This window comes from Aquimarina macrocephali (assembly GCF_051627225.1).
Classification (GTDB): Bacteria; Bacteroidota; Bacteroidia; order Flavobacteriales; family Flavobacteriaceae; genus Aquimarina; species Aquimarina macrocephali.
In genome coordinates, this window is the sequence record NZ_CP151795.1 from 1306159 (window position 1) to 1320587 (window position 14429).

The 14429-nt window shown below is 32.8% G+C and carries 16 protein-coding genes; 14 read left to right on the top strand and 2 right to left on the bottom strand.

From position 1 onward, the window contains the following. Window positions 1–116 precede the first annotated feature (116 nt). Entirely contained in the window at window positions 117–2972 is a 2856-nt protein-coding gene (locus AAFU52_RS05820) for a M4 family metallopeptidase (RefSeq protein ID WP_438425830.1), read from the top strand. Window positions 2973–3179: 207 nt separating this feature from the next. On the opposite strand, the gene AAFU52_RS05825 is transcribed toward AAFU52_RS05820, so the two are convergent. Together AAFU52_RS05825 and AAFU52_RS05830 are read right to left on the bottom strand one after the other, a co-directional pair. Then, on the bottom strand, window positions 3180–4112 hold the full coding sequence (locus tag AAFU52_RS05825; protein WP_438425831.1) for a helix-turn-helix domain-containing protein: 933 nt from the start codon (window positions 4110–4112) through the stop codon (window positions 3180–3182). 381 nt (window positions 4113–4493) lie between these two features. After that, window positions 4494–4994, bottom strand: coding sequence for a DUF456 domain-containing protein (locus AAFU52_RS05830; RefSeq protein ID WP_024772486.1), 501 nt, complete (start codon window positions 4992–4994; stop codon window positions 4494–4496). A gap of 170 nt (window positions 4995–5164) precedes the next feature. On the opposite strand from AAFU52_RS05830, the gene AAFU52_RS05835 reads away from it, so the two are divergent. The 13 genes from AAFU52_RS05835 (at window position 5165) to AAFU52_RS05895 (ending at window position 14422) form a co-directional block, all read left to right on the top strand. After that, window positions 5165–5617 carry a hypothetical protein gene (locus AAFU52_RS05835; protein WP_152538661.1) on the top strand — a complete coding sequence of 151 codons (453 nt, stop codon included), beginning with the start codon at window positions 5165–5167 and terminating at the stop codon, window positions 5615–5617. A 168-nt stretch (window positions 5618–5785) separates the two neighbouring features. Continuing rightward, window positions 5786–6145 (top strand): BlaI/MecI/CopY family transcriptional regulator, encoded by a 360-nt coding sequence (locus tag AAFU52_RS05840; RefSeq protein WP_438425832.1) that lies wholly within the window; start codon window positions 5786–5788, stop codon window positions 6143–6145. A 5-nt stretch (window positions 6146–6150) separates the two neighbouring features. Then, window positions 6151–7812, top strand: a complete 1662-nt coding sequence (locus tag AAFU52_RS05845) for a M56 family metallopeptidase (RefSeq protein WP_438425833.1) — start codon at window positions 6151–6153, stop codon at window positions 7810–7812. Window positions 7813–7828: 16 nt separating this feature from the next. Continuing rightward, a complete protein-coding gene (locus AAFU52_RS05850) occupies window positions 7829–8116 on the top strand; it encodes a hypothetical protein (RefSeq protein ID WP_438425834.1) in 288 nt (95 codons plus the stop codon). Between the two features lie 114 nt (window positions 8117–8230). After that, the gene (locus AAFU52_RS05855) at window positions 8231–9382 is read left to right on the top strand and encodes a tetratricopeptide repeat protein (RefSeq protein WP_438425835.1); all 1152 of its coding nucleotides are present in this window, start codon (window positions 8231–8233) and stop codon (window positions 9380–9382) included. 57 nt (window positions 9383–9439) lie between these two features. Further along, window positions 9440–9919 (top strand): hypothetical protein, encoded by a 480-nt coding sequence (locus tag AAFU52_RS05860; RefSeq protein ID WP_024772491.1) that lies wholly within the window; start codon window positions 9440–9442, stop codon window positions 9917–9919. A 54-nt stretch (window positions 9920–9973) separates the two neighbouring features. After that, window positions 9974–10531 (top strand): crossover junction endodeoxyribonuclease RuvC, encoded by a 558-nt coding sequence (gene ruvC, locus AAFU52_RS05865; RefSeq protein ID WP_024772492.1) that lies wholly within the window; start codon window positions 9974–9976, stop codon window positions 10529–10531. Between the two features lie 61 nt (window positions 10532–10592). Next, window positions 10593–11729, top strand: coding sequence for a radical SAM family heme chaperone HemW (gene hemW / locus AAFU52_RS05870; protein WP_438426620.1), 1137 nt, complete (start codon window positions 10593–10595; stop codon window positions 11727–11729). Between the two features lie 30 nt (window positions 11730–11759). After that, window positions 11760–12506, top strand: coding sequence for a cyclase family protein (locus AAFU52_RS05875; protein WP_024772494.1), 747 nt, complete (start codon window positions 11760–11762; stop codon window positions 12504–12506). 2 nt (window positions 12507–12508) lie between these two features. Beyond that, complete coding sequence (locus AAFU52_RS05880) at window positions 12509–12865, top strand: DUF4260 domain-containing protein (protein ID WP_438425836.1); 357 nt, start codon at window positions 12509–12511, stop codon at window positions 12863–12865. Window positions 12866–12970: 105 nt separating this feature from the next. Beyond that, the gene (locus AAFU52_RS05885; protein WP_438425837.1) at window positions 12971–13345 is read left to right on the top strand and encodes a hypothetical protein; all 375 of its coding nucleotides are present in this window, start codon (window positions 12971–12973) and stop codon (window positions 13343–13345) included. A 48-nt stretch (window positions 13346–13393) separates the two neighbouring features. Continuing rightward, window positions 13394–14011: a DUF4230 domain-containing protein gene (locus tag AAFU52_RS05890; RefSeq protein WP_024772497.1), complete on the top strand. Its 618-nt coding sequence runs from the start codon at window positions 13394–13396 to the stop codon at window positions 14009–14011. Window positions 14012–14017: 6 nt separating this feature from the next. Further along, a complete protein-coding gene (locus tag AAFU52_RS05895; protein ID WP_035093303.1) occupies window positions 14018–14422 on the top strand; it encodes a GNAT family N-acetyltransferase in 405 nt (134 codons plus the stop codon). Window positions 14423–14429: the final 7 nt, after the last annotated feature.

A 14429-nucleotide genomic window follows, 5' to 3' on the forward strand; every position in this document is an offset into this window, starting at 1 on the left:
GTCTTAATATTTTACATAAGCCGTCTTAACCATAGTTTAGGACAGGTGTTTGTTGATACAAAACCTTGTTTAGGATACTTTCGTCTGCTTAATATACAAACACAAAATCAACAATTATGAAAAAAAGATTAAACATCTTAATTGCATTTGCAATGATGATTATGCTTTCTTCCTATGGACAGGAGAAGTATAACATTGTTCAAAAAGGGGGCAACGGAATGGCTCCCAATGCTATCGATTTTGATGCTACTCAAAACGCAGCAAAAAAATCATCATTCTCTTCTCCAGAGAATTTTATGACAGAACACTTTGGTACAGTATCAGGACAAGGAGTTATCGTTTCTGATGTTATCAAAGATGAATTAGGGTTTACACATTACCGTTTACAACAATCTATTAATGGGATTCCTGTAGAGAGTTCTATGTATTTAATCCACGTTAAAAATGGGCAAGTAACTTCTGCCAACGGAGAATGGTTTACAGCAATACCAGCTAAATCTTTTGCAAAGAGCAGTACGCTATCTTCTGATCAAGCATTACAAAAAGCAAAAGACGTAATCAAAGCAAAACGATACGTTTGGGAAGCTAGAGCTCCCAGAACTAACAACAAAACTTTCAATGATGAGAAAGTAAGTGGTGAAGGCGAATTAGTTTACATCACTAAAAACAATGCAATGAACGCTGATGCATTGAGATTAGCTTACAAATTCGACATGTATTCTGTTGAGCCTTTTGGACGTAAAGAAGTTTTTGTAGATGCTGCTAATGGTGAGATTCTTTTTATTGAAGAAAAGATACACCACGTAGATGGCACTACAGATACAGGATATTATGGCCCTCAAAACATAACTGTTACACAAACAGGTGGTCGATATGAAATGAGACAAACTGGAGACAGAAAGCTCGCTTTGTATGATATGCAAGGAGCGCAACTACAAGTAAATGCTTCAGGAACATCAATAATTGAACCCACAAACTCTCGTTCTATCTATTCTAATCAAACCAAGGATTTCAGAATTGGTGGGGAGCAAAATCACAGAACAGCAGCATATTGGGGAGCAGAGAAAACCTGGGATATGTTTAAAAACGAGTTTAACCGCTCTAGTTATGACAATAAAGGAAGTAATATCAACATATATGTAAATGGAGCTGGTCGATATGGTGATGATAATGCTTTCTGGTCTGGTACCTGGATGTATTATGGAAACACTAGACAACTTCAAGGAACTCCTGTTACTGCATTAGATGTAGTGGGGCATGAGATGGCACACGGGGTTACACAAGAATCTGGAGCAATGGTATATCAGGGAGAATCTGGAGCGCTTAATGAATCGTATAGTGACATGTTTGGTTCTCTGGTAGAGTATTACACATTTAATAAAGTAGTAGATGCTAAGGTTTGGAAACTGGCAGACAAACACCCAGATCCAAGACTTAAAAGAGATCTTTCTAACCCTAAATTACACAATCAGCCTGATACGTACAGTGGCACTAAGTGGGTATCAACTGCACAAGGTTCTGCAGATAATGGAGGAGTTCACACCAATAGCGGTGTAATGAACCATTGGTTTTATATCGTATCTCAAGGAGCTAAAGGATCTAATGATAGCGGCACAGCTTATGATGTAGAAGGTATTGGCATCGAAAAAGCAGGAAAAATCGCGTATCGTTCTTTAACCAATTACTTAACAAGAAGCTCGAAGTATGCTCAAGCTCGAAATGCAGTAATTAATGCAGCTAAAGATTTATATGGTGCTAATTCTTGTGAATTAAAAGTGGTTACTAACGCAATGAACGCTGTGGGTGTTGGTGCTAAATACACTGGTAACGCAAATTGTGGCGGTGGTGGTGATTGCTCTGCTATAAGCGGAGTAGCAGCATCTAATATTACTAAAAATGGTGCTACAATTAACTGGAATGCAGTTGCAGGTATCTCTACATACACTTTTGAGTACAAAAAAGCTGCAGATGCATCATATACTACATCTTCTGTAACAGGCACTAGTAAAACATTAGATGGATTGACTGTTGATACTGCATATGAAGTACGTTTAAAATATGCTTGTACAAATGGTGAAACTGCACCATACTCAACCGTAGTACGATTTACTACTGCTGCTGATGGTGGCGGTGACTGCAAAGCCGTTACAGGAGTTAACTCTTCTAATATAACTATTAATTCTGCAACAGTAAGTTGGACTGGTATAAGTGGAGTATCTAGCTATACTTTTGAGTATAAAAAAGCTACAGATGCTTCTTATACGACTTCTACAGTTTCTGGAGCTACTACTAACCTAACAGGTTTAGCAGCAAACACCAAATATGAGGCAAGAGTAAAATACACTTGTTCTACAGGTGGTACAAATCCTTGTGCTGGTGTACCGGCATATCAATCAGGTAGCACATACCAGACTGGTGATAAAGTTACTTATTCAGGTAATTTATATGAAAAAACTGCTCTTTCATGGAAAAACCTAGGTCCTTGTGGTGGATCTGGTGGTAACCAAGTAGATGCCCCTTATTCTACCGTGATAAGCTTTACTACATTAGAAGACACTAATGGTAACAACTGTGATAATATCCCAGAATACCAAGCAGGAACTACTTATACTGTTGGAGCTAAAGTAAAATACTTTGGTACCATATATGAGTTAACTGCTTCAGGTTGGGTAGTTATTGGTTCTTGTGATGCTACATTTTTTGCCTCAGCATTCGGAAGTGACCTAAATAACGCTACTGGATTTAATGTGTACCCAAATCCAGCATCGAAAGATCTTAACATATCTTTCAAATCTTTAGATAATGTTTCTCAAATCAGAATTGTTAATATGCTAGGAAAAGTAGTATACAACAAAGAAGTAAAATCAACTTTAGGAAATAACACCATAAAGGTTGATGTATCTCGATTAAACCCTGGAATTTACTTTGTAAAGAGAGGAAATCATGAGGTGAAGAAAGTAATTATTAAATAGTAAGTTATTTGTGTAGTTATGAATATCAGCTAACTTTTCTAACTCAACTTAGATTTTAGCAGAAAGAATCGCCCGGAAATATTTCCGGGCGATTTTATTTTTATTCCTTACTTAAATATTGGACGTCAAGTTTTAAGTAAGGTCATCAAAAATATAGATATCATGTACCTATCATTAAACGAATCTATAAACCAATTCTCTTTAAAATTAGATAGCATCAGAATTTAGGCTCTCAAAATAATCTGAAGGGGAAATACCTACAATATCTTTAAAGTTTTTATAAAAAGAAGCTCTAGAATTAAACCCAGCTTCTTTTGCTAATGCTGTATTGCTATATTTTTGATATTTCTCTGATTCTATTAGTGTTTTAAATTCTTCAACCCTGTAATGATTAAGATACATATTAAAGTTCTTATACTCCATTTCATTAATAGTTTTAGAAATGCTACGGCTTGACACTCCTACTCTTTTTGCAAAAGTTTTTAAAGTCATATCCTGATCCAGAAAAGCCTTTTCCTCTACCATATATCTCTCTATTTCCTTTGAAACCCGCTCATAGATTTCTTTATTTTCTTCTTGTTTACGCTTTGATGATTCTACCTCACTTTCAGACGTGATATTAACAATGTTAATTTGCACCAAACTTCCTATGGTAAAATAATACAATAATAATGAAGCCAAACTATCGGATACGGTTGTCATATATTTAATATCTGATAAAACAGTCAAAGATGCTAATGCTATTACATGATAAACAATAAATACAATACAAAATATTTTTAACCATAACAGAGATTTATATTTTGTATCCGTGTAAAAGAAAGGTAAAAAAGTAGTATGACTCCTAATAACCAACAGTATTCTGATACACATATATGCTATAAAAATTGAGGAAGAAATTATATAAGAATATAAAAATATTATGGTTTTAGAGGAATATACTAAATCCGGAGTTTCATTTACTTTAACAAAAATCAAAGACAGAATAAAGAATTCTAGTACAGCAGGAATATAATATCGATACTTATTCCTAATCTCGATGCCCGCAGTCTCTACAGCATAGAAATAAATAAGAATTATATTTAAAAAATTAAATCTAAAAGGATTGTAAGTTGCTATATATTGATCCGTATTTCGCATCAAAACGTAGCTGAATAATTCTATACTAAGAAAAATGAAAAAAAAACCCAGATATTTATTTACCTTTTGTTTTTTAGATTTATAAAAAATCAGGGTTAAGGCAACTATCAGGGATTGTATACCCAATACTAAAAAGAAAATAAATATTGTATCCATAAAAAAAGTTGAGTTTGTGTGTGTGTGTTTGCAAAATACTTATTTTTTTCACAAAATTTATGCCAAATCCGCAATAAAATCTTCAATACGCCTTCTACATATCTTACACTTATAAATAACCAGTATATAGGAATATTATTATATAGGATATATAGACTTATATATCAAAATGAATATTTCTGATCAAGATTCTTGTTAAGAAGACTATGATATCAATGCAAGGATTTAAAACAGTTCTCCCCAACTCTCCCATACTTTTACAAAAAAGAAGATGAGGAATCCAACAGATACGATAAATTTAAGAAATGTACCTGCCAAAAAACCAATAAAAGAACCAAAAGCAGCCTTTAATGCCTTTGAAGATTCGCTACTGTCTTTTATAAGCTCCCCAATAAATGCGCCAGCAAAAGGGCCTATTATAATACCAAAGGGCCCCATAAATATGATCCCTATAATAAGGCCAAGAGAGCTACCTATCATTCCATATTTGGTGCCTCCAAATCGTTTTGTACCTAGTGCAGGAACGATATAATCAAGGATCCAAACTACTATCGATATCCCTAAAGTAATTCCTAAAAAAGTCCAGTTTTGTGGGATTGCATCTGTAAAATGGATTATCAATAATCCTATCCATGAAGTAAATGGCCCGGGTAATACAGGAAGAAAACTTCCTACCAACCCCAGGAGGCAAAATAAAAACCCTATGATGATTAATGCTATATCCATGTTCTTTATTTATATGACGATAATGTTTCTGATTTGTTACGCCAATATCAATTAACTATGCCTTTCATCTATTAGTTTCTTTATATACATTTTAATACGCTTTTATTTATTTTTTTTGTTCACGCAAACACAAATAAATCATTAATTGATTATAAAACTACCCAAAAATTATGCGATCCATTTTAATAGTATCTATTGGATTAATGATGTTTTCTACATCTTTTTCTCAAGATAACCCTTCTATAAAATGTAACAATTCAACAAACGAACGCATAAGAAGAAATTGTATCATTAATACAATTCAGGAATTTGTAGATGCTAATTATAATATTGCAGCAATAACATCCTATGCGAAGCCAGGTGCTAATCGAGTGTACACCCGATTTAAAATTGATCAAATTGGTCGAATCGTTGATATCCAGGCAAAATCGTCATCTATAGAGTTAGAACTAGAAGCCATAAAAACGCTACAATCTTTTCCGTATACGATTCAAAGATCAGAAAAGACTTCTACAGAAGAGAAAGAAGTTTTCGAAAACATATACACCCTACCTATTGTATTCGAAATACAAGCGACAGAGATCAACCTGTCTTCGCAAAAACGAATAACCGGTAACGATTAATTCTAATAAATTCTGAATCCTGCTTTTCTAAATACACACAGTCAACTTTTAATCTTTTCAACTAAAAAATTAGTTTAAACTAATTTTTTAGTTATATTCGCTTTATAGAACTAAGCTTTTAGTTAAATCATTTTCGCCTTTGCGGAAATACAATACAACAGCAAATAGATGAAACAACTTACAAAAGCAGAAGAAGAAGTAATGCAATGGTTATGGCAACTAGAAGAAGCTAATGTTGCTTCTATTATTGAGCAAATGCAAGAACCTAAACCTGCCTACAACACCATTTCTACAATTATCAGAATCCTGGAAAACAAAGAATTTGTTTCTCATCGTAAAGAAGGCAAAGGCTACATCTACTTCCCTCTTGTTAAAAAAGAAGAATATAGTAATCAATCTCTTAACAAGTTGATGAACAATTATTTTAATGGGTCTTTTAGGAATATGGTTTCTTTTTTTGTAAAAAAGAATGATATGGATATCAAGGATCTGGAACATATCTTAAAAGAATTGGATAAAGAAAAATAGAAATCATGCTCTACTACCTACTACAAACTGTTATTTTTCAAGTCCTGTTTTTGGTTCTTTATGATGTCTTTCATAAAAAAGATACGTTCTTTACCTGGAATAGGTTGTATCTGATTATTACACCGCTCTTATCATTAGTATTGCCATTTATAAAAATCGAAGCCTTTAGAAATCAAACATCTCAAGTGTATGTTACAAAACTTGAACGAGTTATTACAATTTCTTCAGAAAACTTAGTTATTCTTGGCACAACAGGAGCCGATCAAAATCCTACCAACTGGTGGTTAGTACTATATTGTACCGGTGCAGGGTTAAGTTTATTGTTACTTATACTGAAGTTTTATAAACTTAAGATCTTAAAGACCGTTTCTTTTAAAACCGGCCTTAATAATAAGAGAATAGTCACTCTTCCAAACAGTAATCAGGCCTTTTCTTTCTGGAATACCATTTATTTAGGAGATGCCTTGAGTGAAATAGAAAAAAAGCAAATTCTTATCCATGAGATCGTACATGTCGAACAAAAGCATTCATTAGATCAAGTATGGTTCGAACTGCTTAAAATAGCATGGTGGTGGAATCCAATGATATATAACTACCAATCCAGAATTACTATACTTCATGAATATATCGCAGATGCAAGAGTTATTGCAACTATAGATAAAAGAAGCTATATAGAACAATTATTAAATGTGACTTTTCAAACACAGGAAATCACATTTGTAAATCAATTTTTTGATCAATCATTAATCAAAAAACGAATCCTTATGTTACAAAAATCCAAATCTAGAACTATTGCAAAGTTTAAATATCTATTATTGATTCCTGTTGTTGTTGGAATACTTATCTATACCTCTTGCGGTAATGAATCAAATTCATCAATCGAAAATGATATAGGGAATTCTAAAAATATTAAAAATGGAGATTTTAATTGCTCAAATCAAAATTCTAAATACAATTACAAGCTTGATAACTATTTAAGGCTTACTAATAGAAAAAAATCAGATGCAATCATAGAAATTAAATCCACCGAGACCTTAAAGACAATAAGAATTGTGTATGTGGCCAAAAACACAACCCAATTTATTAGAAATATCCCAGAAGGTAAATACCAGATTCATATCACTTATGTCGAAGAATACGCCGAAAAAACTATTGATGAAATCTGTACAGACTATTTAAAAAACGAAAAAACAAAAGAAATTGATGAGAATACCTTAGATTTTTATACCTATAAAACTGGTAAAAATTTAAACGTCCCTTCATATAATTTGTCTCTTGACCCTGATATCAATTCTGATAAATCATCATTAGATAATAATATGAAAGATAAATCTTTAACAGTTCTAACAAAAAACGTTGTAGAACCTGAAATTACAGAATTAACAATACTAACGGAAGATATATCAGGATACAAGAGTCACAACATTAAAACGGGATATTATTTGATTACTAATATCTTTAAACATGAATCTTATCTAAAAAAAGGTTTAAAAAAATTAAAAGAGCAAGGATTTATTCCAAAGGTTTTTAAAAACCCAAAAGACAATTATTTCTACGCTTATCTTGAAAGATACGACACACTAGATGATGCTAAAAAAATGCACTCTTCTAAAATGAATGGTAAGTATAATAGTGATTTGTACATTTTATTGATAAATGGCAAATAAGTGATATTCTCCTACCATGAATATAATTATTGACCAGATTAAACTTATAGAACGAATTGATCAATTCATTCGTTTACAAGCTACAGGATCTCCAGAAGAATTTGCATTTAGATTAGGGGTATCAAAAACTAAACTATATCGAGTTATAAATACCATGAAAGAATTAAACGCTCCAATAAAATATGACATCACTATACAAAGTTTTGTATATGACGAGGCTGTAAGTTTTAAATGTGGGTTCTATTCAAGGCAACAGTATAAAGAAGTATATCCTTATGTTTTATTTGAAGGTAAAAACAATTGATCTCATTTTTTACTAATCCCAAAATAAAACATAAAAATTCAACTTATACTGAACTGAAAAAAATAGTATCTTTTAACCACATTACTTTTCTTATACAGAACCGATATAAAAAACATGAATAGAGCTCTAATATTTATCTTCTTCATTATCATTCATCAAGCCAAAGCCCAGTCTTCGGCCTTGACCATAGCTGATAGTTTATATAATTTTGGGGATTACTCTAATGCAATTAAAAAGTACCAGGAAATAGTACCTAAAGATCAATATACACTCTTGCAAATCGCAAAATCACATAGAGCCAAAGGAACTTATACAGATGCACTATCCTACTACAAACAAGTATTAAAAACCACGAACCTTACCACTTCTGTAAAATTAGAATACGCCAAATTATTGATGATCACTGGTAAACTAAAAAAAGCAGATAGCATGTATACAGATCTTGTCTTGAAGCATCCAAAAAATCCTGATTTTCAGTATCGATTAGGGGTAATTAAAAAAAAGCAGAAAGACACACTGGCGATCTCTTATTTTAAAGAAGCTTTTCGGCTAGATAGTACACATCAAAAAAGTTGTTTTGAAATCTCTAAGAGTTACCTAAAAAAAAGGAATTACGATATGGTCTTGAAAACAGCAAATATAGGCCTGAGTTCATATTCTGAAAATGTTGAACTCATAGGTGTTTTGGGGCAGAATTTTTTATTTCGCAAAGATTATGATACCGCACTCCCGTATTTTCAAAAACTGCTTAAACTAAATCAGGAAAATGAATTTATACATTCTAAACTAGGATTGTGCTACAGCAAAACCTATGAATACAAAAAGGCGATTTCTCATTTTAATGAAGTACTAAAATATGACAGCAAATCCCCGAATACCTATTCATTACTGGGACATGCTTATGAACAGCTCAAAAAATATGACAATGCATTAGAATATTACCAGAAAGCACTTGCACTAAAAGACACCCCCATAGAAGAAGATCTTCTTTCTATTGCATTGATATATCGGTTTCAGGAAAAATGGAAAAAAGCGATACAGTATGCCAAACTAGCAATTAAAGAAAATCCGGATAATACTAGAGCTCACTATCAATTAGCAATGTTTGCAGATGCTCACTATCAAGACCCGGAAATTAAGCTAAAGTATTACAACAATTATCTGAAAAAGTTTGATACAGTTAAAAAAGATTATTTTAATATGATTGTCAAAAAAAGAATAGCTCAGCTGGAAGAAGAAATTCAAAATAAAACCAAAAACAAGTAATACTTCTCTCTCTTAAAAATTTTATGTAGTTTGGCTATCCGAAATAGTCTACGCATAATGAGTGTAAGGAATTGGTATATAGGTCTATTGGTTTTTATGTTGTTTTCATGTAAAGACTTTGTGCTTAAAAAAGAGCATAAAGACGATATCATAAAAGAAGGACTAGAGAAACTAAACTGGAACGAAGTAGAACAACCTCCACTATTCGCAGTTTGTAAGCAAAAATCTGAAGAAGAACTAGAACAATGTTTTCAGAATACAATTACACAACATATACATAACTACCTTATAAAACATACTGTTACAGTAAAAGAAGCTATTAACGATACTATATGGGTTCCTTTACTGATCACTAATGAGGGAAAAATTATACTCGAAGATTTTAGATTGCCACCTGATATAAAAGCACAAATCCCAGATCTAAAAGACAGTTTAGAGAAAAGTATTAGTTCTCTGCCAGAGGTTAAACCTGCCCATACGCGCAGTACACCTGTTACTACACTCTATAGGCTTCCTTTAGTAATACATATAGATTAAAACTGTACTTATTCTTAATTGCGTAGTTTTGTAATATAAAACATATCCTTTCTTTTGAGTAACGAAAAAATTATACTAGGTATTGATCCCGGAACCACAATTATGGGGTTTGGACTTATTAAAGTTCAAAATAAAAAAATGTCTTTTCTACAATTAAATGAGCTTCAACTCAGTAAGTATGATGATCATTATTTAAAGCTAAAACTTATTTTTGAACGTACGGTAGAACTTATCGATACCTACCACCCAGATGAAATTGCGATAGAAGCTCCTTTTTTTGGTAAAAATGTACAATCAATGCTTAAACTGGGGAGAGCCCAGGGAGTAGCCATGGCAGCAGGACTTAGTCGAGAAGTACCTATTACCGAGTATTCTCCCAAAAAAATCAAGATGGCAATTACAGGTAACGGTAATGCAAGTAAGGAACAGGTGGCCAAAATGTTACAAAACCTCTTACAGCTCAAAACACTTCCTAAAAATCTGGATTCTACCGATGGTCTTGCTGCAGCGGTATGCCATTTTTATAATATGGGTCGAGCTGATATCGTGGGTAAAAGCTATACAGGTTGGGCCGCTTTTGTAAAACAGAACGAAAAACGGGTGAAAAAATAACTACAAATTATGGTTTTTGATGATTTCAAATCTATAAATCCTAATTCTAAAATCTAACAGTATCAGCGGTATTTATATTCATATCCCATTTTGTAAGCAAGCTTGCCACTATTGTGATTTTCATTTTTCGACTTCGATGAAGAAAAAAGATGAAATGATTACTGCGCTATGCAATGAAATTAAATTGCGAAAACCAGAAGTCGATATCAATGAAACCATCAAGACCATATACTTTGGTGGTGGCACACCAACTGTGCTATCTATAGATGAGTTGCAACGTATTATAGATGTCATTTATGAAAACTATCAGGTTGCTGAAGAAGCAGAAATAACAATCGAAGCCAATCCAGATGATCTTACCGAAGAGAAAATAGAATTGTTGGCCAAAAGTAACGTAAATCGTTTGAGTATAGGTATTCAATCATTCTTTGAAGAAGATCTCAAAATGATGAATCGTGCTCATAATGCCAAAGAAGCTAAAAAATGCCTCTCTCTGGCGACTCGCTACTTTGATAATATCTCGATAGACCTGATTTATGGCATTCCAAATATGTCAATAGATCGATGGAAACAAAATATCCAATTAGCATTGGATTTTAAAGTACCGCATATTTCCTGCTATGCCTTAACAGTAGAACCTAACACTGCATTACCAAAATTGATCGAAAAAGGAGAAATCCCTTCGGTTGATGATAATGTGGCGCAAAAACATTTTGAAATCCTCGTAGAGTCCTTAGAAAAGGAAGATTTTAAGCATTATGAATTATCTAATTTTGGTAAGCCCGGATACTTCAGTAAAAATAATACCGCATACTGGCAAGGGAAACGCTATCTCGGTATTGGACCTTCTGCACATTCCTATAACGGAAAACAACGAAGTTGGAACATTAATAACAATGTAAAATATATCAAAGCGTTACAGCAAAATCAACTCCCCAGAGAGATTGAAAACTTAACTATTACCGATGCCTACAATGAATATATCATGACAGGATTACGTACCATTTTGGGGGTATCCTTGCAAAAAATAGAAAAGGATTTTGGAGAAAAACACAAAGAATATCTCCTTAAACAAGCAAAAAAACATATCGATACTCATCTTTTATGTTTAGATGGTGGTACATTATTTATAACCAAAAAAGGAAAGTTTTTAAGTGATGGTATTGCAAGTGATCTTTTCTTACTAAATTTAGAGTGATTTTCTCCCTAAAAATAGTTGGAAGAACATATGATTACAACAATAGAACACAATAATCAGTCTTACAAAATTGATCTTTCAAAACCGTTAGATATATCCATTCCTTTAAGAGCATCTCAAGAAAATGTAAATGCATGGTATATTGATCGCCCCAGAATTGAGCCTGTAACAGATGGAGAATGGATCGGAAAAGTATCCGAAGGTGCTTCAACAAACTTTAATAACATTTATTTTAATCCTCATGGCCATGGTACCCATACCGAATGCGTTGGTCATATCACTCCCGAATTCTATAGCATCAATGATGCATTAAAACAGTACTTTTTTATAGCTGAAGTCATTTCTATTCTGCCAGAAAAGCAAGGAGAAAATCAGATAATTACCAAAGATCAGATTGAAGCTGCAATAACTTCTATACAACCAGAAGCATTAATTATAAGAACGCTTCCTAATACAAAAGATAAATGTAATAAACACTACTCTAATACCAACTGGCCTTTTCTTACGGAGGAAGCTGCTAGGTATTTAAAAAAGTTGAACATAGAACATCTTCTCATTGATCTGCCATCTGTCGATAAAGAAAAAGATGACGGAAAATTATTGGCTCACAAGGCCTTCTGGGGCTATCCCAAAGCAACTCGACATTATGCTACAATCACAGAAATGATTTATGTAGACACCAAAATCTCAGACGGGCAATATCTTCTTAATCTTCAGATAGCACCCTTTGTAAACGATGCCTCACCAAGTAAACCTGTTTTGTATAAAATGTTGTAAAAATGAAAACAACCCTAAAGCTCGAAGAAATTGCAATGCTTGGATTAGGAATCTATTTATTTAGTTTACTATCCTATCCCTGGTGGTTATTTTTGGCTTTATTCCTCCTACCCGATATCGGAATGTTAGGATACATTATAAATAATAGAGTTGGAGCATTAAGTTATAATATATTTCATCATAAAGGGATTGCAGTTTTGATTTATATTATGGGAGTATACATCTCTAACGAGCTATTACAGCTTTCTGGAGTTATTCTTTTTGCGCATGCTGCATTCGACAGAATTCTGGGATACGGCTTGAAATATGAAAAAGGGTTTAAATTCACGCATCTAGGCGAAATAGGCAAAAACGAATAGAACAAAGTTATTTCTAGTATAACTTTTAACTAAAATATAACAACATCCAAAGGCAACTTTTTTGGTTACATTTCATCTAGGTAATAGATCAAAAGTTCAAAAATAGTGAAAACAAGACCATTCTCTTACGTATTGAAAATTTTTAGTATTCTTTTTTTATTTGCTGCTTTTTCATTCTCCTGTTCTGGTGATAATTCCAAAGAACCAGATTCCAATACTAGTTTGGCAAAACTTAAAATAACGCCTAAACAATGCAAAGAACCCTGGTTACATTCAGAAGGCAACACATTAGAAAACAAAGTTCAAAACTACCTTAAAACCCTAAATATCAAACTTAAAGGTTTCGAAAATATCACTCCCAAAGATGTGGTAATGTGCGAAGCTTGTGAGATATGTTCTGGCCCTACAATTACCATAAAAGTAGATAAAACTCATGTCGATCGTTTGATTAAAGAAGGATTTTCTCTAGTACCTAATTAATATAAATACCTCTATTTTCTTAAACGATATTCTTCATATCTTTACGCCATGGAGTTATTGTTTATCGGACTTTTAGGAGGAGCTATTGTAGCATATTTTATTTTTGCACGATTTAGTGCTGCTAAAAACAAATCATCTGTACGAACACAATCTGTTGTACTTAAAGAAAAAATTAAAAGCGTTTGTAAATTAGTTACTGTTGAAGGTGATTTTGCTGAAATCTACCATTATGAAAGCGTAAAAGAAAAATTCTTTAAATTACTATCGGGAACCAAAAAAGCATTGATTATTATCGAAGCTAAAGCATATGTAGGATTTGATTTATCCCTGATAGCATTAGAGAGTGACACCAAAAATAAACGAATTATCCTTACTCATTTTCCGCAACCAAAACTCTTAACTATAGAAACCGATTTTAAGTACTATGACAAAAAAGAAGGCTGGCTTAACCCTTTTACCTCTGGTGACCTTACAGATCTTAACAAAGAAGCTAAGCAATTTATAAAAGATAAAATCCCTCAGAGTGGATTAATGGAATCTGCAAAAAAGGAAGCCCTGACAGCTATTTCACTTATGGAAACTCTTGCAGAATCTATTGGATGGACATTAGATTATTCTGCTTTAAAAATCGACGACAATAATCAAGATGCAAAACAGTTAGAATAAAGAACAATGAGTATAGTTATTTCTACCGATAAAGAAAAATTAGATATCAACTTTATCCATGAGTTTTTAACTCGCTCTTACTGGGCAACGGGCAGAACTAAAGAACAAGTAAAAACCACTATTGAACATTCGTTGTGTTTTGGACTGTATCTTGATGAAAGACAAATAGGTTTTACAAGAGTGTTAACAGATTATGTAGTATTTGCCTATTTAATGGATGTATTTATTATAGAACAACAACGGGGAAATGGATATTCGAAGCAGTTAATGCAAGCAATAATGGATCATCCAGAACTACAAGCTATTCGAAGATGGATGCTACTCACAAAAGATGCTCATAAACTATATCAACAATTTGGGTTTGATAGTATAGACAACCCTTCATGGGTGATGGGGAAATTAAATATATAAACTTTTA